The organism is Halomonas halocynthiae DSM 14573, assembly GCF_000425725.1.
In the GTDB taxonomy this organism is placed as follows: domain Bacteria; phylum Pseudomonadota; class Gammaproteobacteria; order Pseudomonadales; family Halomonadaceae; genus Halomonas; species Halomonas halocynthiae.
Genome location: NZ_KE384441.1, coordinates 137,204 through 159,837 on the forward strand (window position 1 = coordinate 137,204; position 22,634 = coordinate 159,837).

At 55.3% G+C, this 22,634-nt stretch carries 20 protein-coding genes; 14 read left to right on the forward strand and 6 right to left on the reverse strand.

Translation table 11 applies throughout. The features are described from left to right. Positions 1–84 precede the first annotated feature (84 nt). Positions 85–2,814 (reverse strand): AAA family ATPase, encoded by a 2,730-nt coding sequence (locus tag H616_RS0112465; RefSeq protein ID WP_027967660.1) that lies wholly within the window; start codon positions 2,812–2,814, stop codon positions 85–87. 215 nt (positions 2,815–3,029) lie between these two features. Between H616_RS0112465 and H616_RS0112470 the strand changes: the two genes are divergently transcribed. The 10 genes from H616_RS0112470 (at position 3,030) to arsB (ending at position 15,269) form a co-directional block, all read left to right on the forward strand. Beyond that, positions 3,030–4,328 (forward strand): serine hydrolase domain-containing protein, encoded by a 1,299-nt coding sequence (locus H616_RS0112470; RefSeq protein WP_027967661.1) that lies wholly within the window; start codon positions 3,030–3,032, stop codon positions 4,326–4,328. Beyond that, positions 4,325–6,001 (forward strand): ShlB/FhaC/HecB family hemolysin secretion/activation protein, encoded by a 1,677-nt coding sequence (locus H616_RS0112475; RefSeq protein WP_027967662.1) that lies wholly within the window; start codon positions 4,325–4,327, stop codon positions 5,999–6,001. The genes H616_RS0112470 and H616_RS0112475 overlap by 4 nt, the downstream gene beginning before the upstream one ends. 159 nt (positions 6,002–6,160) lie before the next feature. Further along, positions 6,161–7,354: a patatin-like phospholipase family protein gene (locus tag H616_RS0112480; RefSeq protein ID WP_240470595.1), complete on the forward strand. Its 1,194-nt coding sequence runs from the start codon at positions 6,161–6,163 to the stop codon at positions 7,352–7,354. A 362-nt stretch (positions 7,355–7,716) separates the two neighbouring features. Then, positions 7,717–8,727: a helix-turn-helix transcriptional regulator gene (locus H616_RS0112485; protein WP_051234284.1), complete on the forward strand. Its 1,011-nt coding sequence runs from the start codon at positions 7,717–7,719 to the stop codon at positions 8,725–8,727. A gap of 271 nt (positions 8,728–8,998) precedes the next feature. Then, on the forward strand, positions 8,999–11,077 hold the full coding sequence (locus H616_RS0112490) for a TonB-dependent siderophore receptor (protein WP_420835263.1): 2,079 nt from the start codon (positions 8,999–9,001) through the stop codon (positions 11,075–11,077). Positions 11,078–11,506: 429 nt separating this feature from the next. Then, positions 11,507–12,472, forward strand: a complete 966-nt coding sequence (locus H616_RS14985; protein ID WP_240470596.1) for an ABC transporter substrate-binding protein — start codon at positions 11,507–11,509, stop codon at positions 12,470–12,472. Positions 12,473–12,606: 134 nt separating this feature from the next. Further along, positions 12,607–13,047, forward strand: coding sequence for an ArsR/SmtB family transcription factor (locus H616_RS15465; RefSeq protein WP_084155897.1), 441 nt, complete (start codon positions 12,607–12,609; stop codon positions 13,045–13,047). 6 nt (positions 13,048–13,053) lie between these two features. Next, positions 13,054–13,467, forward strand: coding sequence for an arsenate reductase (glutaredoxin) (gene arsC / locus H616_RS0112505; protein ID WP_027967667.1), 414 nt, complete (start codon positions 13,054–13,056; stop codon positions 13,465–13,467). Next, the gene (gene arsH, locus H616_RS0112510) at positions 13,464–14,189 is read left to right on the forward strand and encodes an arsenical resistance protein ArsH (RefSeq protein WP_027967668.1); all 726 of its coding nucleotides are present in this window, start codon (positions 13,464–13,466) and stop codon (positions 14,187–14,189) included. The genes arsC and arsH overlap by 4 nt, the downstream gene beginning before the upstream one ends. A 9-nt stretch (positions 14,190–14,198) precedes the next feature. Further along, positions 14,199–15,269 carry an ACR3 family arsenite efflux transporter gene (gene arsB / locus H616_RS0112515; RefSeq protein ID WP_027967669.1) on the forward strand — a complete coding sequence of 357 codons (1,071 nt, stop codon included), beginning with the start codon at positions 14,199–14,201 and terminating at the stop codon, positions 15,267–15,269. 85 nt (positions 15,270–15,354) lie between these two features. Here the strand turns inward: arsB and H616_RS0112520 are convergent, their stop codons facing one another. Then, a complete protein-coding gene (locus H616_RS0112520) occupies positions 15,355–16,281 on the reverse strand; it encodes a LysR family transcriptional regulator (RefSeq protein WP_027967670.1) in 927 nt (308 codons plus the stop codon). 154 nt (positions 16,282–16,435) lie between these two features. Here H616_RS0112520 and H616_RS0112525 point away from each other — a divergent pair, with 154 nt between their 5' ends. The 3 genes from H616_RS0112525 (at position 16,436) to H616_RS0112535 (ending at position 18,295) form a co-directional block, all read left to right on the forward strand. Beyond that, the gene (locus H616_RS0112525; protein ID WP_027967671.1) at positions 16,436–16,993 is read left to right on the forward strand and encodes an NADPH-dependent FMN reductase; all 558 of its coding nucleotides are present in this window, start codon (positions 16,436–16,438) and stop codon (positions 16,991–16,993) included. A gap of 64 nt (positions 16,994–17,057) precedes the next feature. Beyond that, positions 17,058–17,600 carry a cytochrome b gene (locus H616_RS0112530; protein WP_027967672.1) on the forward strand — a complete coding sequence of 181 codons (543 nt, stop codon included), beginning with the start codon at positions 17,058–17,060 and terminating at the stop codon, positions 17,598–17,600. Between the two features lie 104 nt (positions 17,601–17,704). Continuing rightward, a complete protein-coding gene (locus H616_RS0112535; RefSeq protein WP_027967673.1) occupies positions 17,705–18,295 on the forward strand; it encodes a YceI family protein in 591 nt (196 codons plus the stop codon). Here the strand turns inward: H616_RS0112535 and H616_RS15620 are convergent. Then, the gene (locus H616_RS15620) at positions 18,285–18,449 is read right to left on the reverse strand and encodes a hypothetical protein (protein WP_156906467.1); all 165 of its coding nucleotides are present in this window, start codon (positions 18,447–18,449) and stop codon (positions 18,285–18,287) included. The two genes, H616_RS0112535 and H616_RS15620, sit on opposite strands and share 11 nt — an antisense overlap. On the opposite strand from H616_RS15620, the gene H616_RS0112540 reads away from it, so the two are divergent. Then, positions 18,448–18,930: a retropepsin-like aspartic protease family protein gene (locus H616_RS0112540; RefSeq protein WP_051234285.1), complete on the forward strand. Its 483-nt coding sequence runs from the start codon at positions 18,448–18,450 to the stop codon at positions 18,928–18,930. The genes H616_RS15620 and H616_RS0112540 overlap by 2 nt on opposite strands. An 11-nt stretch (positions 18,931–18,941) precedes the next feature. On the opposite strand, the gene H616_RS0112545 is transcribed toward H616_RS0112540, so the two are convergent. The 3 genes from H616_RS0112545 to H616_RS14990 are packed head-to-tail and all read right to left on the reverse strand — an operon-like array spanning position 18,942 to position 22,607. Beyond that, a complete protein-coding gene (locus H616_RS0112545; protein WP_027967675.1) occupies positions 18,942–19,997 on the reverse strand; it encodes an NAD(P)H-dependent flavin oxidoreductase in 1,056 nt (351 codons plus the stop codon). A gap of 13 nt (positions 19,998–20,010) precedes the next feature. Next, positions 20,011–21,393 carry an MFS transporter gene (locus H616_RS0112550; RefSeq protein WP_027967676.1) on the reverse strand — a complete coding sequence of 461 codons (1,383 nt, stop codon included), beginning with the start codon at positions 21,391–21,393 and terminating at the stop codon, positions 20,011–20,013. Beyond that, a complete protein-coding gene (locus tag H616_RS14990) occupies positions 21,390–22,607 on the reverse strand; it encodes a toxic anion resistance protein (RefSeq protein ID WP_084155901.1) in 1,218 nt (405 codons plus the stop codon). The genes H616_RS0112550 and H616_RS14990 overlap by 4 nt, the downstream gene beginning before the upstream one ends. Positions 22,608–22,634 lie beyond the last annotated feature (27 nt).

Below are 22,634 nucleotides of genomic sequence, written 5' to 3' on the forward strand. Positions count from 1 at the left end.
AGATGATTCCCGCCAACGTTTTCATCGCCGTGTGATATAAGGCTCTCTATCGCTTGCGTGGCTGTCCTCTGTGTACCGCCATTCTCACGTGATCAGTTCGATCTCCCTCTGTTCCTGTACCACGGCTTCGGTACAGGCGAGCGCGCGGCGGGCGATGTCGGGGCGGCCTGCTTGTTGGGCCAGCCCGGCACGCAGTCGGTGAAGTTCGGCGAGGTACCAGCGCTCCCCGCTCACCCGGACGATTGCGAACGCCTGCCGCAAGGCGCGCATTCCTGCGATGGGGTCGCCCATGTTCCCGGCGACCTCAGCGGCGAGCCCATGGCCGAAGGGTAGCGTGATCCTGACGTCCATCGCATTGAAGCCAGAGATACCCTCTGCAATCCGCGAGGCTCCGGTTGTGTCGCCGGCCATTGCCTGCGCCCAGCCTGCCAGCATTTCGCCTGCGTCGCCCCACACGGGCACCGCCTCTCTCTGGCATAGGGCAACAAGCGCTTCGGCCCGCTCGCGGGTCAGTTCGATATCGCTGCGGAGGCGGGCACAGACCGCCCCGCACCAGAGCATCTGGGCACGCCCGAAGGCAGTGCCCAATCGGTCGGCGCGCGCACTGCCAGCGGTGAAGTGCCGCTCAGCCTCTGCCGAGGCACCGGTCAGCTCGGCGACACAGACCGCGTATTGGCGACATACAACCTCCGGGTCCTCACCGAAGAGGGCATTACCGTCCTGCTCGGCATGGCGCGGTGCGATCTCCAGCACGGCGGTGATTTCCGCGGCGCAGGCGGGTAGGACGCCGGTAAAAAACCGGGTCTGCCCGACGGCGTTATGGGCGACCATCGCCATGTGGGCCGGTGCGTGACCTGCGAGTGCCTGTAGCCCTAACGCGAGATCTTCGGCGCGGGTCAGTTCAGCTCGCGTCAGGTGATCGTTCCAGAGCCCTGCGAGAGCTGGGATCGTCGTGACGGGGTCGCCGACTTCGGCAGCGAGATGCCCCGCACGGCGGTAGACCTCCCGAAGCTCTTCCGCAGTAAATCCATCCGAGACGATGAGTGCCGCCCCGAGCCCTAGCAGGGCGTCGAGTTCGGTCGCGCGGTCGGCCTCAGGTTTCGCCGTTCCGGTCCCGATGCCTCGGGTCAGCAGACCCCGTGCGCGGCGGAATTGTTCTGCTGCATCCGTGGACGCGCCGCGCGCCTGCGCACGCCGCCCTGACAGCACGCGATAGTGTGCGGCACGCGGCCAGTCGGCACCGCGCTCAAAGTGGTCGGCCAGCACGGGGGCGATTTCACTCGCTGCGTGACCGTGGCTGACCTCTAACCGCAGACCGACCCTTCGGTGCGTGCCTTGCCTGTTCGCTGCCGGCAGCCCATCGTAAAGTGCTTCGTGATGTAGTGCGTGCCGGAAGGCATAGCGCGAGGCCACCGTTCCGTCGGGCCGGTGGCTGAGGCCCGCGTGAGTGATGAACCGCCGGTTCCGTGCAAGGTGTTCCAGCTGCCGCTCTGCTGCCTCCATCTCGTCGCGGTTGTCGGCCAGGTCGATGGCGGAAAAGATCGGGCCTGCCACGCTGGCGGTTTCAAGCAGGCGGCGTTCCTCGGCCAGCAGGCGGCTGGTACGTTCGGTCTCGATCAGGGTGCGAACACTTGGGGCGATGGTTGCGACCAGCGCCTCGGGTGGGGCGGAAAGCTGCCAGCCAGCCTCGTCGCGCTGCACAAGGCCTTGCGCCTGCCAAACGTCCGCCGCCGCATCCACGAGCATGGCATGGCCCTCGGTTCGGTGGGTGAGGGCTTGCGCCAAATCAGGAGGAAAGGCGTTGCCTTGGAAGCGTTCTGCAAGGCATCCGGACACTGCCGATTCATCGAGACCTCCAAGGGGGATCAAGCTGCAATCTGGCTGCCGATGTAGCTGACTCAGTGTTGTCGCAAGCATCCCAGCGCGGTCCAATTCGTCATCGCGATAGCTGCCCAGAACCAGTAATCGCGCCGGTGTGCGTTGTAGCCCCCAGGTCGCGAGCCAGGCTAGGGTGCTGGGGTCTGCCCAGTGCAGATCCTCTAGCACGAGAATACCAGGGCAACTACAGGTCAGCCGCTCCATTAGCTCGGAGAACTCGCGTAGCATTGAGTCGCGGCGAGTACGGTCCAGCGCTTCCGGCTCCGAGCGACGCCCGGGTTGTTGTTTGGCCCAAGAGGGCGCGACGAATGGCAGAAGTCGTGCCAGAGTTGCCTCTTCCGGCCCGGCCATGAGCTGTGTTAACACATCCATCAATAGTCCGTAGGGTTCGCGCGCGCCAGGGTGAGCAATAGCCTGTGCCCGAGCAATCCACAGCGGCGTGTGCTGGGGTAAACCCGTTACAAATGCCTCCAAAAGGCGTGTTTTTCCGGCTCCTGCCTCGCCTGAAATCAACGCCATCGCCCGTCGACCGCATCTGGCGGCGTTGGCCCTGTCACGTAGGATGTCCAGCTCTTTATCCCGCCCGAGGCAGAGCACTGTTGGCGCCGCCATAAGGCCCTCTGGCGCAGCGCCGATCAGAGGGATCGGGCGCGTCAGCCGGTAGCCTCGGCGGCCCACGGTCTCGATTAGCCCCGTGTCTTGGGCGTTGTCTTCCAGCACTCGGCGTAATTCGCGAATGCATTGTTTGGGCCCCGCCTCGTTGCCATGGCCGTTGCCCCATATCATGCGCCGCAAATCAGCGGTGCTGATGACGTCGCCTTGCTGCTCTATCAGTGCTACCAGAACGGACAGAGTTTTGGGGCGCAAGCTCACCTGTACGTCGCCGCACAGCAGAATGCTTTCGCATAGGTCTACCTCGATATCTTTCGAAATCATGCTGTAGGGGCCTCAGGGCTGCCTGGCTCAGATCATAGCGCACGACGCGACGCGAATAGTGCAGCTGCTAGATCAAGGACTTATGTAGGGAGAAGGTTATACCAATATTTAACCGTAATTAAACTTTACACTTGTTCGTTTGCAATCAGAAATGGGCTATCTTCGGTTTCGAAGCAATCCAAGCAGAAAGTGCATAACAGACAAGGAACAGGCACATGACAGCGATTCGATTCCATCACAGAACAGCTCGTCGGTTTCGGCCCGGCCTCTCTGTTTGCACCGTGGCTTTTGCCCTCGCGGCCCCCGTTGCGGCGCAGGCTCAGGCTCAAGATCAGGCGCAGCAGTTCTGCGTGACCGACCCAGCAGCAGTAACAGCCCGTGCAGCCATCACGTTACCCGACACGCCGCTGCCTGAGGCGCTGGCCGACGCGCTTGATGCGGCCGCACGTGGGGCGTTGGACGGGGCCGCTGCACCGGGGATTATTGCGGGCGTTGTCACTCCCGAGGGCCGGTGGAGCGGTGCCTGGGGTGTTGCGGACCCCGAAACCGGTGCGGCGATGGAAGTCGGCATGCACACACGGGTCGGATCGGTCACTAAGACTTTCACCGGCACCGCTCTGATGCAACTGGCCGACGCTGGCAAGCTGTCGCTCGATGATACGATCGACCAGTATGTGCCTGGCGTTCCCAACGGCGACATCATTACCCTGCGCCATCTGGCCAGCATGACCAGTGGCTTGCTGAGCTATACGCAGGCGGACCCTTTCCTTGATCAGTTCTTCGCGGATCCTAGTCTGCACTATACGCCGCAGGACCTGCTTGATTTTGCCTTCCCTGGCTCGCCTATCTTTGCGCCGGGGGAAGAGTTTAATTACTCGAACACCAATACCGTGCTGCTGGGGCTCGTGATCGAACAGGTGGCTGGGCAAGATATCGACACTGTCCTTACTTCGATGATCCTGGACCCGCTGGGCCTGACACAGACCATCGGCCCTGACGGTGCTGCCCTTATGCCAGAACCTTATCCGCAGGGATTTACTCTGCAAGGTGATGCTGCCACGCCGGCTGCGCCCTCGAACGCGACGCATTGGGACCCGTCCTGGGGATGGACGGCAGGCGGAATGATCTCGACCCTCGATGACCTGCTGATTTATGGGCGCTCCCTCGGCACAGGCAAGGGCCTGTTGGGCGCGGAGGCGCAGCAGCAGCGTCTGCGATCCTTCCCCGAGCCGGCGGGCTACGGCATCGCCATGGGCTGTGTTGACGGCTGGGTCGGCCACACGGGTGAGCTGCCAGGCTACAACACGACGGTGTTCTACGATACGACGACGGACACAACGGTCGTCGTTCAGGCCAACAGCGACATCCCTTCGGGTGATTGTGGGGATGAGGACGTGCTGCCGGACAACCCCGCTGACCTTGCGTGCAGCTCGCCCGCGAGTCGCGTGTTTGAAGCGCTATCCGTTGCCCTCGGGCATCCGTTTTCGATGACACCGACGGACTCAGCAGAGTGAGCACGCTGACATTGCTGTTCCAGCACAGCCGTTCCTCAGCTCTCCGCCTGGGGGCTGTCGCTCTGCTTTGTGCCTGTTACGCGGGCCCAGCGTTGTCGCAGGGCTTGCCAGACGTCAACCGTATCCTATCTGGGCAAACTGTCATCCTACAGCGCTACGAACCGCCGCCTCAGGTGGGCCGTGTCGCTATCGGCGTGCAGGACGAGCGCGACAAGATCGACTTAGAGCGTGCCAAAAGCATCCGTATTCGCCTGGCTTCGGTGAGCGTTGATGGGGCGCGGACCCTACCGTTGTCGACGTTGACGCCGATCTGGCAGGGTCGAATCGGTGCCGAAATTACGTTGGCTGATCTTTACCGCATGGCAGATGCTGTTGACGCGGCCTATCTCGCTGCGGGCTATTTTTCCAAGACAGTGGTGCCGGTGCAGGATTTTTCTAACGGACAGATCCGGCTGCAGGTATTCGAAGGCTATGTCGACCGTATCGAGATCAACAGTCATATTCCTGGCATCGAGACCCGGCTGGCCCCTTACCTGCAACGTATTCTCGACATGCATCTGATTCGGGTAAAGGCGGCCGAGCGTGAACTGTTGTTGATGAGTGATCTTGCCGGACTTTCGATTGAAGGGACGTTTGTGCGCCCCGAAGGTGCGACGGGCGGCGGGCTGCTGCGCCTAGAAATCGAACAAGATCGCCGCTCAGGAGTGATCGGACTCGACAATCTGGGTTCCGACACTGTTGGCCCATTACAAATGGCCGGTGTGGTGACCTTTAACGATGTCCTGAGCCGGTTCGAGACCACCAATTTGACCGGTGTCATTACACCGCAACACCTTGATCGAATGACCTTGCTTCAAATGATGCAAAGCTATCCGCTCGGCTCGAACGGGCTTAACGCGGGCTACAGTGTTGTTTACCTGCGCCAACACCCCGACGGGGGAGCCGGCGCGCCGGACATCGATGTGACATCCGCCATGGGCACGGCGTTTATGTCCTACCCGTTTCTGCGGACGCTGGAGCGCTCGCTCTGGGGGCAGGCTGAGCTGACGGTGCGTAACGATGACGTTGACGTTTTTGGTTCGGCCGCAGCCCGTAGCCGACTCCGCTGGGTGACGAACTCACTGCAATATAGTCAGAGCTTTGAGACATCAGAGATCAACCTCGAAGGAGCGGTGAATCTCGGCACAAACTCGGATATTGATATGGGTGAGGTGCCGGACGATTTCCACTTTGTTACCGCCGAACTGGACTACACACAGGCTTTCAGCGAGACGACGACAATGACATTGCTGGCTCGCGGCCAATATGCTGGCAGGCCCCTGCCGGGCGCTGTTCAGTTCGGTATTGGCGGCGAGACGTATGGCAGGGCCTTCGATAGCGGCACCATCTCTGGCGACAAAGGTGCAGCGGTCTCGGCTCAGCTGAGCCATGAGGTCGATGCTGGGCTGGCATTCCTGCCCACGCTTTCAACCTCGGCCTTTGTGGATTATGGCGCGGCCTGGTCTGACGACGTGTCTGGGCGCATGTATCTTGGCTCTTATGGCGTGGGCCTTGGGGGAGTATTAGGGGAACGGCTGAGTTTTCAAGTTATCGGCGCGCTTCCCTGGACCCGTTCTGACATAGTGGACGACAAGGGCGGCAAGCTGATTTTCCAGCTGGCAATGCCGTTCTGACCCGACAGGGGCAATCTCCCTATTTATCACAAGGTCTTGATCAAGTATGCATCGAGGCCACTTTCCCTGTATTTCATCATGCCTTACCACCGGCTTATAAAACCGAGACGTGGGGCTGGGGGGGTTAAGGCAGGCTCTTCTCTGATGAGGAAACTGTTCTTGCCATGCACCATTGGCGTGAGTCGTGGCGATGATCGACGTGCGGTTGTAGAGATAATCGTCATAGCGCATGATGATTGCGTTGTTTCAGGCCAGAGTGTGAGGCGTGCTGTCAGTTTGAAAGCATCCATCATCGCCAATGACATACGTGCAGGTATATGGGCAAGGAGCGCGGAAGATATGCGTAAAAAATCGATTAATTTAGCACTTCAGGGCGGAGGTTCCCACGGCGCATTTACTTGGGGAGTGCTGGATTATTTTATGGAAGATGAGCGCGTCAGTATCGAGGGGATCTCGGGTACGAGCGCAGGAGCAATGAATGCGGCTGTGATGGCGCAGGGCTACATGGAAAATGGTGCCGAGGGCGCGCGGGAGTCGCTTGAAACCTTTTGGTGGCAGGTGGCGCAGATGGGGAAGTTCAGCCCCATAAAGCGAAGCCCCCTGAGTGTTTTGACCGGTAACTGGAACATGGGGTATTCGCCGACCAATGTGATGTTTGACCTGCTTAGTCGAGTCGCCTCTCCTTATGATATCAATCCATTGAATATTAACCCGCTGCGTAACCTGGTTGAATCCACGATTGATTTTGAAAAAGTAAGGGCATGTGGCAAATTAAAACTGTTCATTGCTGCAACTAATGTTCACTCAGGAAAAATAAAAGTATTTGAGCGTGAAGAGCTCACGGCGGAGATGATTCTGGCGTCTGCATGTCTTCCAACAATTTATCAAGCGGTTGAAATTGATGGTGTGCCATATTGGGATGGCGGCTATGTTGGCAACCCGCCGCTGTATCCTCTGTATCACTCCACTAAGTCGAAAGATATATTGGTTGTTCAAATTAACCCGGTTGAACGCAACGAGACACCAAGAACCGCCATGGAAATACAGAATCGTATTAACGAAATTTCGTTCAATACGTCTCTGTTAAGAGAGTTGCGCGGCATTGAGTTTGTGCACCGTCTTTTGAAAGAAAATAAATTGAATGAAGACTACTATGCAAATATTTTAATGCATCGTATTGAAGCGACTGAGCAGCTGGGTGGATTATCAGCTTCCAGTAAATTGAATGCTGAATGGGAGTTTTTGGTACACCTGCGGGATATTGGTCGAGAATCGGCTAGCGTTTTTCTCGATGAAAATTATGAGCGTCTGGGTGTCGAGTCAACGCTGGATTTGAAGCACGAGTTTTCGTGAGAGACTGCATGTTCAGTAAGGGTTGGAGTGTTTTTTGGTGTTTTGGTATGTGAAGTCTGAGGGTAAGAAAAAACCAGGTAGGTGGGAAGACGCGATTCATTGTTACATGATGATAATGAAAAGCGAACTCCTGTGCGTTTGATAGCTATTCTCAGTAAGTGTATGCTGAGGGGCCGCTGAAGAACTTTTAGGCCGTCATGGGTGGCGGTTTTTCTTCCGACTCCTGAGTGTTTCATGATGTCAGCCCTTTCTCACCTTTATCATGGTTCTCTTAAGCATCTTGCGCCGCCAGAGGGCGAGCCGTCTCAAAAACGTCCGTGCCTGCAAACTAACAAGAATGTTGCGGTGGGGTGAGCGAGCCAATGCCGCACCTTGATCAGCAACATGTTGGTAGAGCGTCTAATTGCCTGCTACCTATGCAAATTAGTGCGAGGGACCTGGAAAGGTTCGGTGCACGACATGGTATTCACTATTGTTTTGGTGATGAAGCGTTTGCTGACGAAACCTCTGTGAAGGGAATTCGTACGGGAAAAAAACCATCGCATCCTATCCTGAGTGGCCGAGTGCTTGAAGAGATGCCGCGCTCTGATTGGTTAATGACGTTTTCTGATGTTGATGTGCTGGCATCTTATGGCTCATGTTCTCGTTTGGCTGCTCCACTGTTTATTTGCATTGTTCTGGAAGGATCAATCGACGTTTGCATTAACTCGCGGCAGCACCGGTTGAGTGCCGGTAGTGCTATGAGTGTGAGTCTTGCTGAGCAGTTTCCTCTGCGTGTTCACCAGGCCGCGGGGCAGCGCTTGAAAACGTTGAACCTGTCATTGGGTGATAGCGCCATTAGTGTGTTAAATCAGCAAGCGGCTTTTGGTTCGCTGCTGGACGCCGGTAGGCCGCAGCTACATTTATGGTCGCTACCGGGTTATGTCACGCCGATGCTTGAGCAAATTGCGACACCTCAGTCCTTTGATGGGCAGCGCTGCTTGTTGTTAGAGGCAATTTGTCTGCAATTGCTTTCTCATGGACTACCGTGTGAAGCGCGTGCTCAGCGCTTTGGTGTTACGCCTGGTGAGCGAGAGCGTTTGGAGCGAGTCCGCTGTCAGCTTCACAGAGCGCCTGCTGAGCCCCACAGCCTGGCAGGGCTGGCGCGGCAGGCATCAATGAGCCCATCAAGTCTGCGCACCAAATTTCAACGCTATTACGGCTTGTCGCTGTTCGATTACCTTCGTGAACGGCGTTTGCAGCTGGCCTATCAGTTGCTTGAACAAGGCCATAGCGTGCAGCAGGCTGCCTACTTAAGTGGCTATAACCACGCCACCAATTTTTCTACTGCGTTTCGTCGTCGTTTCGGCATATCACCAAGTGCTGTGGGCTAGTGCTGTGGGTTGGGGCTGGCTAAGTTCTGCTAAGCGTGATGTTTGTGTCATTTCGCATAGCGCTTTTGTCATTTCGCATAGCCGACGCCCAGTGCTAAAATGTAATAATTCGCATTACTGATTAATCTCAAGTCTAGCCTCAATGCGTCGCCCACGCGACGGAGGCCCAAAAGGATAAGTAAACAGTATGCGTTTTTGCACACAGTTCCCCCCAGCAGTGTTTGTTGCCGCGAAGTTTGGGTCTGGTTTGCTTGCGGTGAGCATGTCCTCAATGGTGCTGGCTCAAGGTAGTGCACTTGATACATCTTCGGCCCATGAAAATCGTGAGGCCGAGGCTCCATTAGCCCTTGCGTCGATGACGGTGACGGCCCAGGCGGCGACCAAAACAGAGACTCCGTTTTTGGAAACGCCCCAAGCCACATCGATAGTTTCTGCTGAAGATATTGAGCGACGAGGAGCCCAGACGGTTCAGCGCGCACTGAACTACACGCCGGGTGTTTATACTAATCAGGTCGGTGCCTCGAACCGTTACGACTATATTGTGTTGCGAGGGTTTTCCGATGGCAGTTTGAGTAATACGTTTCTCGATGGCTTGAAGCTGATGGGAGACATTAACTCGTACAGCTCATTGAGTATCGAACCATACATGCTGGAATCTATCGAAGTGGTCAAGGGGCCGGCCTCGGTTCTTTATGGCCGGTCGTCGCCGGGTGGTTTGGTGGCACTGACCAGTAAGCGTCCCCGTTTCACAGGCACGCCCACTGGCGAGCTACAAATAGGGCTAGGCAATAATAGCCAGAAACATGCGGCATTTGATGTGACCGGTAGCGTGGATGACAAGCAGCGCGCGGCTTTTCGCATTACAGGTACCGCGCGGAGTGCAGATACTCAGTTTGGCTCAGTTGAAGAAGAAAGCTACGCCATTGCGCCATCGCTGACCTGGGACATTACGGATGACACCACGCTGGGCCTGATGGCCTATGTTTCTAGGCAGCCGAAGGGGGGCTATCATGCTGGCTTGCCGTTTGAAGGAACAGTGAGTACGCGGATGGGGCACCGCATCAGTAACAATTTCTTTGAAGGCGAAGAGAGTTACGACAAATTCAAAAGTAACCAGACGTTACTGGGCTATGATATTGAACACCGTGTTAGCGACACTATCAGCGCGCGTCAGAAAGTCCGCTACTTGAACTCCGATGTCGAGTTAGGTCAGGTGTATGCCTATGACTGGGCTAGTGAGACTACGCTGAATCGCTACTACTCGGGTGGCGACGAGTCGCTAAAGGCCTGGACTGTTGACAACCAGTTGGAAACACGCGTCTCAACAGGGGAAGTCAAACATCGCGTGCTCGCAGGGCTTGATTACCAAACCCGTGATAACAACGTGGATTGGGCCTCGGGGGCTTTTCCGGCGATTGATGCGTTCAATCCAAGCTATGGCGCTGGCCCCATCGGCGATATTGCGGTTACCACCCGTGAGCAGCATGAATTCGAGCAGGTCGGTGTTTACCTGCAGGATCAGCTGAGCTGGGACCGTTGGCACCTGACTCTGGGTGGGCGCTATGACTGGGTCGATATCAACAACAGAAACCGTGATACGGATGCCACCAGTAAGCTGGATGACACTCAGTTCAGTGGCCGCGCAGGTTTGTTGTATGCCTTTGATAACGGTGTGTCTCCGTACTTGAGTTACTCTACATCATTCACGCCCACTAGCTTTGTTGATGCCTCGGGTGATGTGCTTGAGCCGATGAAAGGTAAACAGGTTGAGACTGGGCTGAAATTCCAACCTCGCGGCACGCAGGACCAGTACTCTGTCGCACTGTTCCATATCAACCAGGAAAATGTAGCCACTAAAGAGCAGCCGACAGACCCTTATCGTGCGGTAGGTGAAATTAGATCGCAGGGCGTTGAGCTTGAGGCGAGTACAAACATTACTGACGCGTTACGTCTGCAAGCGGGCTATGCCTACACGGATATTACCTATGCAGAAAGTGATGACGGAAATGAGGGCAACAGTGCCATCTATGCACCGAAACATCTTGCCTCTGCGTGGGGATATTACGATGTAATGAGCGGGCCGCTGGCGGGGCTGAATGCCGGGCTTGGGGTGCGTTACTACGCGGATATTCAAGCCGACCGTGCTAACACCGAGCAAGTGCCTGATTACACCTTGGTAGATGCCACCTTGGGTTACGACTTCAGTCAGGTGGGTTTTGAGGGAGTGTCTGCCCGTCTTAACGTGAATAATGTGCTGGATAAAAGCTATGTGGCGTCATGCAACTCGCTGGAATTTTGTTATTTCGGCGCTGAGCGCAGCGTCAAAGCCACGTTAAATTATCGCTTCTAGGTTAGTGTTTTGCTGCATTGGCCGAAGCGACATGTATTATTGTTGAGCTTGTCTACAGCGTCGTTTGCTTTTAGCAAGCGACGCGGAGGACCGAATGTATAATATTCGCGCTGCCACCTTCGAGGTTCTAGGGCGATGTCTGCTACATCCCACGACGCTGACTTTAGCGTCGGGGAAAGTTTACGGCCTGATTGGTCACCACGGCTTGGGTAAGCCCACCTTACTTTGCATACGGGGCGGGTCATTGCGGAAGGGTCGCCAGCTCAGTTAATGCGCAGTGATGTGCTGGAAAGTCTCTACGGTATTGCGATGCCGGTTATAGCTCATCCCAGCGGTGAACATGCGGTTGCCCTGGTTCACTGAACAATCAACCTGTGGTATCTCATCCCATCACGCTCTTACTTCGGTGTTATTTCTACGATGACGGTTTTGTCATATCGATGGATTAATTCGCTGCGTACGGTGTTCTCATCTACGTGTTTTCTGCTTCGCCGGTTGCTGGCATCTCGTATGCTGAAGGCGGCGTTGGTCGCCATACTGCCTGTAGCGCTGATGCCCCTTGCTCTGGCGGCACCTCGCGTTGCGAGCCTTGACTGGACGCTGGCTGAAACGTTGATGGCTCTTCAGGCACCCCCAGTGGCCTTAGCTCAAACACATGACTACGCCAGTTGGGTGGGGCAGGCCACGCCTGAGTCGGTTGTTGATATGGGGTTGCGCTCTCGACCTAACCTTGAGTTGCTGGTGAGCCTTGTCCCCGACACTATTGTGATTTCACCGATGTTTGCCAGTCTTAAACCCCGTCTGTCGACGATTGCGCCGGTTGACACCTTCTCGATGTATGTGCCCGACGAGCCGGTGTGGTTAGGGCTTGAGACACTGACGCGCAAGCTGGGTGTGCTCAGTGAACGGGAGGCAGCCGCTGAACGGCTCATCGGCGCATCACGCCAGGAAGTTGATGATCTGGCAGAACGTCTGCCGGACACCGCTCGGCCGTTGATTGTTGTGCAGTTCATGGATGCTCGCCATGCCCGTGTATTCGGCGCTAATAGCTTGTTTGATGCTGTAATGAACCGGCTTGGTTTGGAAAATGCTTGGCAGCAGCCAACCAATGCCTGGGGCTTTAGCTTAGTAGGGATTGAGCAGCTTGCTGCCTTTGATCAGGCACGTTTCGTGGTGGTCAAACCGTATCCTGTAGGCGTTGCTGAGGCGCTTGAAGACAGTGGCCTATGGCAGGCAGTGGCGAGTGTTAAGCGAGGCGATGTGGTCAACCTGCCCGCGATTTGGAGTTTTGGCGGCTTACCCTCGGCAACGCATTTTGCCCGAGTGCTGACAGCCGCAATAAACGAGAGCCCTTCGCAAGCCTTTAGCATAGAGCCTACCGATGAGAGTTACTAATCGGCGGTAGCATACTTTATGCGGGGGCTAAGGAAGGGATAGTGGGATCTTTCCTCGGTGCTGATTAGCTTCAGCAGGATAGCACTTCGGATGGATGGTTGACTGATGAATAATATTTTTATATTTTTGGAAATATGAAAACATTTGATGTGATTGCAAGTTTTTCCGCGCTGGCTCAAGAAACACGTCTGGATGCTTTCCGTCTGCTGGTACGCCAAGAACCATGTGGGTTGCCTGCTGGTGAGATTGCAAGGCAGCTATCGGTACCGCATGCCACGATGTCGGCACACTTGTCTGTGTTGTCACGGGCAGGTTTGGTGACATCCCGTCGCCAAGGGCGCTCGATTATCTATCGAGCGAACCTGACTCATATGCAGGAAGCCATTAGCTTTCTGGTGCGCGATTGTTGCGCGGGGCACCCCGAGGTGTGTGATCCCTTAGCGAAGTGTCTGAGCGATTGCTCTGCAAACCAAAGTTCTTCAAACCAAAGTTCTTCAAACCAGCGTTCTTCAAACCAATGTTCTTCAAACCAGTGCTCTTCAAACCCATGCTCTTCAAGCAAAGTGCCAGAGTGAGACGACATGCTCCCCCAGATCTATCACAATCCGAACTGCGGTACGTCGCGTAATACGTTGGCGATGATGAAGGCCTCTGGTCAGCCTCCTGACGTTATTGAATACCTTAAAACGCCTCCCAGTCGAGAGCGGCTGATTGAGCTGTTGTCGATGATGGGGATCCGTCCCCGAGACTTGCTACGGCGCAAGGGAACCCCCTACGAGGCGTTGGGGTTGGATGACTCGACGTTGACGGATGATCAGTTGATCGATGCCATGATGGCTGAACCGATCCTGATTAATCGCCCCATTGTCGTGACGCAAAAGGGAGCAAGGTTATGTCGTCCTTCGGAAACCGTACTGGAGCTTTTGGATAACCCTGTTGCGCATTTCACTAAGGAAGATGGCGAAGTCATTCCTTATCAAGGAGTCGTGAGATGAGCGACGTCAATACGCTGGTAGACCTTCCCAATATTAACGCATCAGAACTTCTTCCTATTGATGCGACAAAGCTAGGCGCGGTTGTGCCTCAGCAGGCGCCGCGCATTTTGGTGTTGTATGGCTCGTTACGTGAGCGTTCCTATTCTCGCCTTGTGGCCGAAGAAGCAGGGCGGGTGTTGCGTTGGTTTGGGTGTGAGGTGCGCACGTTTAACCCCAGTGGCTTGCCTCTGCCGGATGATGCGCAGACAGATCACCCTAAAGTGCAGGAGCTGCGTGAGCTGGCGCAGTGGGCCGAGGGGATGGTATGGGTCAGCCCAGAGCGCCATGGTGCCATGACGGCGGTGATGAAAGCGCAAATTGATTGGATCCCACTATCTCTGGGTGGCGTTCGTCCGACGCAAGGAAAAACGTTAGCCGTGATGCAGGTGTCAGGTGGTAGTCAGAGTTTTAACGCGGTTAACCAAATGCGTATTCTCGGTCGCTGGATGCGCATGGTGACGATACCTAATCAGTCTTCGGTGCCGAAGGCGTTTACCGAATTTGATGATGATGGCCGCATGAAGCCCTCGCCTTTATATCTTCGTGTTGTGGATGTTTGTGAAGAACTGGCTAAGTTCACTTTGATGATTCGTGGGCGTAGCGACTATTTGACAGACCGTTACTCCGAGCGAGTGGAAAGCGCAGAAGACGTTTCCCGCCGCGTGAACCAAGGCTCTCTCTGAGGCGAACTCATGAATCAAAATGTTGATGAACCATCAAAACAAACCGCCAATGGTGGCATGGGGTGGTTTGAGCGTTACCTGTCAGTTTGGGTGTTGCTGGCGATAGTGGTAGGTGTTGCGCTTGGCCAATTTGCACCGTCGGTGCCTCAGACGTTAGCTAGCTTCGAATATGCGCAGGTGTCGATTCCTGTCGCGATACTGATCTGGGCAATGATTTTTCCAATGATGGCTCAGATTGACTTTAATGCAGTGCTGGACGTTCGCAAAGAACCTAAGGGGCTGGCGATTACGACGGTAGTGAATTGGTTGATTAAACCATTCACTATGTTCGCCATTGCTTGGTTCTTTTTGATGGTGGTATTTAAGCCGTTGATTCCACATCAGCTGGCGAGCGAATACCTCGCCGGGGCCATTCTGCTTGGTGCCGCTCCGTGTACGGCAATGGTGTTTGTGTGGAGCTACCTTACGAAAGGCGATGCGGCTTACACGTTGGTACAGGTCTCGTTAAATGACGTGATCATGCTGTTTGCTTTTGCGCCGATCGTTGTATTTTTGTTAGGCATTTCAGATATTCAGGTGCCTTGGAACACCGTCATTCTCTCTGTTGTGCTGTATATCGTGATTCCTTTGTTGGCGGGTTACTTAACCCGACGCTTGGTGGTCAGTCGTCAGGGGCAGCGTTGGTATGACGACGTCTTCTTGACGCGCCTTGCGCCTATTACGCCTGCTGCATTAATCGCCACACTGGTATTGCTGTTTGCCTTTCAGGGGGAGGTGATTTTGGACAATCCTCTGCACATCGTTCTGATTGCTATCCCACTGATCGTACAGACGTTTTTCATCTTCTATTTGGCTTATGGCTGGGCGAAATTCTGGCATGTGCGCCACTGTATTGCGGCGCCAGGAGCACTGATAGGGGCGAGTAATTTCTTTGAGCTGGCGGTAGCAGCGGCAATTGCTTTGTTTGGACTTCAGTCAGGAGCCGCGTTGGCTGCGGTTGTCGGGGTGTTGGTGGAAGTGCCCATCATGTTGATTCTGGTCAGAATCGCTAATAACACCAGAGGCAGGTTTCCTGAATGATCTTGTTGATTCATGTAAAGGGTAGAGACCGTTATTGCCGAAGCTCGGCGGTGGCTGTGGGCTAGATTGACACCTAACTTGTCTATCAAGTGCTAATTTGTTGTTTATGTTGTGAGCTCCATAGCTGGCAGGCATTTTTTAACGATTGCGCCAAGGCATGGGTTGCAGGGCCTGCCGCATCGCGATTGGCATAGGCTAAAAACAGTTCCACTTGGCGCTGCCCTCCTTCAGCAAGGGGGAGCGGTTTAAGGTGGCCAGCGTCCAGTTCTGCCTGAATGTGGTCATAAGGTAGCCAGGCAAACCCTAGCCCGTCTTTGATGAATTGAATGGACGTGTTGAGCTGAGTGACGGTCCAGCGTTGTTCTGCAGCGAGCCAGCCAAAATCCTGTCGACGTTTAATACCTGAATCTCGGACGACGAACTGGCGATGAGCGCGCAGATCATTATGAGTCAACTCACGATTTAGCTGATGGAGCGGGTGCTCAGGGTGGGCCACTGCCAGGAAGGTCACGTTAATCAGCGACTGCCCAAGAAAGCCCGGCGGCAAATGATGGATAATGGCTAAATCTGCCTCTCCGTTGAGTAAGGTCTCTTGGGTGCCAGACAGCACTGACTCGATGAGCTGAACCCGTGACGCTCGGCTTTCAGGCACGAAGGTTGCCATGGCTTGGCTGAGTAATGTGGTTGGGAAAATAGCCTCTACGGCTAAGCGCACCTCGGTTTCCCAGCCTTCGGCCAGGTTGCTCGCCAAGTACTCTAGATTCAGAGCATCATTGATCAGCACCCGGGCTTGGCGTAGTAGTGTTTCCCCTGCCGATGACAGCACCGCTTTGCGCCCTTGAATCGTCAGCGCTTTGACAGGCAGCTGTTCTTGCATACCTTTCAATGCATAACTAATCGATGACTGGCTACGGCTAAGCGCCTCGGCCGCTTTGGCATAGCTGCCTTCTTCTACTACCGCTTGCAGTATTACCCACTGTTCGAGACTGATGCGGGGGATTCGTTGTGCCATGGAATGCTCGTTGTTAATTGATCGGAATATTCGTTCATTATGCGCTGAATAGTGACACTTTCTAGTATGATTAAGCAGGTAGGCTGTCCACATTGCAGTAATTATTATTCTTTCTCGTGGCTGAAAATGCCCATTGCTAAAAAAGGATCTCACGATGAAGTTGACTATCGTACTGACCAGTACTCGCCCCACCCGGCTTGGTAAAAGTGTTGCTGACTGGTTTTACAGTTATGCAAAAGGCGAGTCGGCAGGGTTCGAGATTGAGCTTGTCGATCTTAAGGAAATCAACCTTCCTCTGCTGGACGAGCCCAATCACCCTAGTATGCAAAAATACGAGCACGAGCATACTAAGCGGTGGGCGAAGATTGTTGATGAGTCGGATGCTTTCGTCTTTGTGCTACCGGAGTATAACCACGCTCCGCCGCCGTCTTTTGTTAACGCAGTGGACTATTTGTACAAAGAATGGAACTACAAGCCTGCTGGATTTGTCAGTTATGGGGGCATTTCAGGCGGTATTCGTTCAACGGAGGTTGCCAAACATCTTCTGGCTACCATGGAAATGGTGCCGGTTAAGCAACAGGTGATGATCCCTATGGTATTTGACCACCTCGAAGACGGCGCCTTTGTGCCAACTGAGATGCATGAGCAGAGTGCGAAGGTCATGCTGGACACCATGGCGCACTGGAGCAATGCGCTGAAAACCATGCGCTGAAACGTATTTGCCCAACCAGTGTTTCAGCCAAACATTATTTCAGGATGCATTTGAGAAAAGAGCTATGTTGACAAATACGCGTACTGGTTGGGGGCTTATCAGCATTGTGCTGCACTGGCTTAGCGCTGTCGCGGTGGTGGGGCTTTTTATCCTTGGCTGGTGGATGACGGGGCTGGGCTACTATGACAGCTGGTATAACATCGGGCCTTGGTGGCATCGCTCGGTTGGGGTGCTGCTGTTGTTTGCTACGTTGCTACGACTTGGTTGGCGCGTGGCGCAGCCAACACCCCAGCATCATGGACAACGTTTTGAACGCTTGGCGGCAGATGCTGGGCACGTCGCACTCTATGTGTTGTTAGTTGGCGTTCTGGTTAGTGGCTATTTAATCTCTACTGCAGAAGGTGATCCTATCTCGGTGTTTGGCTGGTTTCAGGTACCAGCCTTGATTACCAGCTTGCCTGACCAGGCGACGCTGGCGGGTAAAGTTCACTGGTATGGAGCTATTGCTTTGATGGTCCTGTCCGGTGGTCATGCGCTGGCTGCTATTAAGCATCATTGGGTTGACCAGAACGACACCTTGGTGCGCATGCTCTCTTCGCGTAAATAGAAAAATTCATACTATTTTTCACATACTATTTTTTAAGTTGTTATGGGTTTTTGATGGCAATGATTGCCTCGTTTAACCCATCAGGAAAAAAGGACCTTATTGTCATGTTCAAGAAAAGTGTACTCGCTGCTGCATTGAGTGTTGGGTTGATCCCGTTGGGCGCGATGTCTACAGCACAGGCTGCAGACTATGTTATCGACAGCGAGGGGCAGCATGCTTTTGTTCAGTTCCGTATCAACCACCTGGGTTATTCTTATATTTTGGGTAACTTTCCGAGCTTCACGGGTGAGTTTCAGTACGACCCTGAGAACCTTGACGCCTCTGCAGTGAGTGTTGAGGTTGATACAACCAGTTTGACTAGCCATCACGCCGAGCGTGATAAGCATATCAAGAGCGGTGATTTCCTCGATGTGTCTGCCCACCCGACAGCCACCTTCGTGTCCACCAGCTTTACGCCAGAAGGTGACGGTGCAGGTGTTATGGTCGGTGATTTGACACTGCACGGTGAAACTCATGAAATTGAAATGCCCGTTTCTTTAATCGGTGAAGGTGAAGACCCTTGGGGCGGCTACCGTGCTGGCTTTGAAGGGCAGGTGACGCTGAGTCTGGAAGATTACGGAATAGACATGTCCAGCTTCCCAGCGCCGATGCGTGAACTTGAGCTGTATGTGACGTTTGAGGGCGTTAAGCAGTAATAGCCTGTTGCGCCGAATAAACGCCGCCCTTGTTGCTGAGGGCGGCTTTTTTGTGCGCCAAGCTAAGTGCTTCCTTGTAGGATAGGGCTGACGATGATTGATGGGAGGTGCGGGTGTCACAAACGTCTTCAACAAGACGCACAGGATTGGGCATGATGCTGGCCTTCTGGGTGCTGCTTTTTGGCTTAGGTATCTGGTGGTTCAGTGGCCTTATCGATGCACGTCAGAATCCCAATGCCAATCTGTTGGATGCCCCGCCAGGGACGAGTGTTACGCTGGAGCGCAACGCGTCGGGTCATTATGTCGTTAGTGGACGCATTAATGGCGAGCCAGTTGTTATGCTGCTGGACACGGGGGCCACGTCAGTCGCGGTGCCTGAGCCGCTTGCTAAGCAGCTCGGCCTGCCCCATGAAGGGGAGGCCTGGTTCACGACAGCCAATGGCCGAGTGCGCGGCCAACTCACTATGCTGGATGAAATAAGCGTGGGCGGTATCACCGCGCAACAGGTGCGTGGCTCGATTAGCTCAGGGTTGTCTGATGACATGGTGCTGCTGGGTATGAGCTTTCTTGGGCGCTTTGATATCGAAATACGCGACAAGCAGATGGTGCTGCGAGTGCCTGACACCCGTCCTTAAAGAGCGGCTGGTTAGCTCGAGGGTAGGGCTTCTGCCAGCCACTGCAGTTGTTCAGCCGCAGGAACCGGTCGACAGCCGCTGGTATCTTGGCCTGCCCATAGCGGGGTAAAGTCGCTGCGGCCACTGGCTTCGGCAGCGCTGCGAAGCCCCGCTAGGGCACCAGCAGCCTGAGGAAACGCTGGTGGTAGCGCGCTCATTGGCCCAAGTTCACGCATCAGGCGGTTGACGATGCCGCGCGCGGGCCGTCCGGTATGCAGGTTGGTCAGCGCGGTATGTCGAGCTTGCTCACTGGTGAGTTTGTCGCGGTGCAGGTCGTTAATCAGGCTTTCCGGGCAGCACAAAAATGCCGTGCCGCACTGTACAGCGGATGCGCCAAGCGCTATAGCGGCGCTGACGGCGCGAGGGCTGCAAATACCGCCAGCGGCGATGACAGGCACAGATACTGCATCGATCACCTGAGGTAATAACGCCAGGGTACCAATCTGGGTGGTAATGTCTTGGGTCAGAAACATACCGCGATGCCCACCCGCCTCTAACCCTTGAGCGATAATGACATCTGCGCCATGGGCCTCTAGCCATACGGCTTCTTCTACCGTTGTGGCACTAGAAAGCACGATAGCGCCCCACGCTTTGACTCGCTTAAGCAATGCTGTTTCAGGTAGGCCGAAGTGGAAACTGACGACCTCCGGTTGGTGGTGCTCCAATACCTCACAGCAAGCGGCATCAAACGGATTTCTACCCGCACCGGCGGCGGTGGGCGGCGTGACGCCGAACTCTGTGTAATATGCTGCCAGGCCCTTACGCCAGCGTGCCTGGGCGGCGGCATCATCTGGTGGATTAACATGAGTGAAGAAGTTGAGGTTCACTGCTGCTGATGAAGCGTTTGAAGTGGCGCGCCGAAACTCGCGTAATGCGTCATCCAGTGCATCGCTGGAGAGTAATGCACTGGGAATGGCGCCTAGCCCGCCAGCATTGGACACGGCTGCCGCCATGGCGACGCCCTGAGCGCCCGCCATGGGAGCCTGAAGAATAGGAAATTTAAGGCCCAATTGCTGCGTCCAATTCATAGTGGAGTGCTCCTTAATCGGTTGAGCGTTCACCTTCGTGGCGGGCATCCCAGTTTTTAGCCGCCTGTTGTCCGCGAGACTGGTTCACCCATAAACAGATGATAATGGCGATGAAAAATAGTGCTGCGCAGAACAGTATTGAGGCTTGAAGCCCTACGACTGACTGTAACAGACCCAAGCCGATGATACCGATAACACCCGCGAGTTTGTTGGCGACGCCCCAGAAGCCAAAGAATTCAGCCGCTTTGTGCTGTGGAGAGAACAGCCCGACTAACGCGCGGCTAGCCGACTGGCTTGAGCCAAGGCTCAACCCCGCTAGGCAACCCACCACCAGAAACAGCTGTTGTGGCTCCCAGTTCAGGAGGAAGTGGGCATTCAGCCAGGCTGTTAACTCAGGTGTGGCCCAGATGGCGAGAATTGCTGCTATCCACATAACGAGTGTCATTAAATAGGTTGCGCGAGTGCCGATGCGGTCTTGCAGCACGCCAAATCCTAGTGCCCCAGCCGCCGCTGTGATTTGTACGATAATGAACATGATGTTGCGTGTGGTGCTGTCCCAGCCGATGACTTGAGCGCCATAAATGAAGGCGAAGGCGATGATGATGTAAACGCCGGCCATGGAGAACAGTAGCGATACCAGAAAAATGGCGAGATCGCGGAAGTGGCGAAGCTCATGCAGGGTTGTGGTCACACGGTTAAGGGCAATGCGGTAGTAGGGTTGGGTGTGAGGCTGAGATGTGCCGCGCTCGCGCAGCCACATGAAGGTAGGAATCGCGGTAATCAGAAAGAAGCCCGCTGCGAAGGGGCCGATCCAACGTAATCGCTCAAAGTTCTCCGCGCTGGTTTCACCCAGCACCATCAGCGTGAAGCCAGCGGCGCATAGGCCGCCAACATAGCCTAGCGACCAGCCAAATCCGGAAATTTTACCCAGTGATTCGGGAGGGCCTAAGTCGGGAAGAAATGACGCAATAAACGACTCGCCCATGGAGTAGGCGTAATTGGACGCGATAATCAGCACCATACCCAGCCATACCATGCCCGGCGTCACGAAATACAGCAGGGCGGTAGTGATGACGGTGGCCAGGTAGCTCATGAACAGAAACCGCTTGCGTGACGCCTGATAGTCCATGATGGCCCCGCACAGTGGGGCAGTGACTACGACCAGCAAGAAGCTCAGCGCCAGCGCCAGGCTCCACAGGAGATTGGCCAGCCGGTAATCGTCGCCACGGTCGCCAACAATTACGGTGGTGAATAGCTCGCCAAAGACGACAGTGATAATCAGTAGGGTGTAGGCCTGATTAGCGAAGTCGAACATCGCCCAGCCAAAAATTTCCCGACGTGGTGCTAGCGAGCGGGGCGATTGGCTGGCTGTTGCTTCGCGCCTAACCGTACTCATTGCGTTTTGTCATCTGACGGTTGATTGCTGCTTTTTTTGTTGATGTTGTTGTCATGCTCAATGATGCGCGAGCCGCGTTCCAGTCGGTCGATAGCATCGTGCCCTTTGCCTGACAGGGCATCCAAGCGGTCAATCTGGTCGGCCATTTGGGGGAGTGCCTCGCGGCGATAGCGCGATAAGTCGTCAATGGCTCCCATAACGTCGCCAAAGGCTTGTTCTAGAGAGTCCATGTTCAGGCTGGCTGATGTGGCACGGGTCTGGATATCTACGCCTTGCTGGCGCAGTGACTGAGCGGTGCCAGCGATAGTTTCGCTGGTAGCTTGGTTGAGCGACTCAACCTGGTCCAGCACGAGGCGCTGGTTGGCTAATGCCAGTGCGACGGTAGCGGCGACGCTAAGTGCGGAGACGGTGACATTGACGGCACGGTCCACCCCACGCATCAGCTCGCGGTTGTTGCGGATAATAACTTCCAGCGCCAGCACGCCCTGTTGACAGACTACCTGCTGCTGCTGGATATCCAGTACACGCTGGCGCAGCGGAAACAGCAGCTCTTCCTCGACGAAGCGGCGGCGCGGCTCGTCGATGATTTCGCTGAGCGAGCGGGTCATGCGCGCATCAATCAGGCGTCCCAGTTCGACCTGACGTTGCAGCTGATCGAGCATTTGGCGCATGGCCTGCTGGTCGTCGTTGAGGGTGATGTTGTCGCGGCTGAGGCTGTCGCGCCCAGCAGTGAGCTCAGCGATGATCGCGTCTAAGGCTTGTTGGGCTGTTTCGAAGCGCTGAAAGTAGCGTTGTACTCGGGTGGTGAATCCAGGGATCAGGCGTAACAGCCGATCCATCGGTTTGGGTTCTAGGTGATGCTGCTGTGGGTCTAGGCTGCTCATGCGGCCGCGTAAATCCTGGAGTGCTCGCGCCACGGGGCCGCCGTCTTCGCCCTGGCTGGCTAACTGGCGTAGCGGCGTTTTGAGCATCTCGCTTTGTCGTGCGGCCTGATGCTGTAGCTCCAGGCCCATTTCATCTACTGCTCTGCGTTGGCGCTCGATGGAATCCGCGCCTTCGCTGAGCACGTCGCGCACAAAGGCATTGGCGCGCTCGGACAGTTCGGGGTCTGGGGTGTCTTGGTGATGAGTGGCTTTGCTAGAGGCTTCCAGCGTTTCGGCAAGATGCTCGATGGGCGGCAGTGACAGCGGGTCGTGGCGCGGTGTGTCGGTCATGGGGCGTTTCCCTCTGAGTAGTCTTCA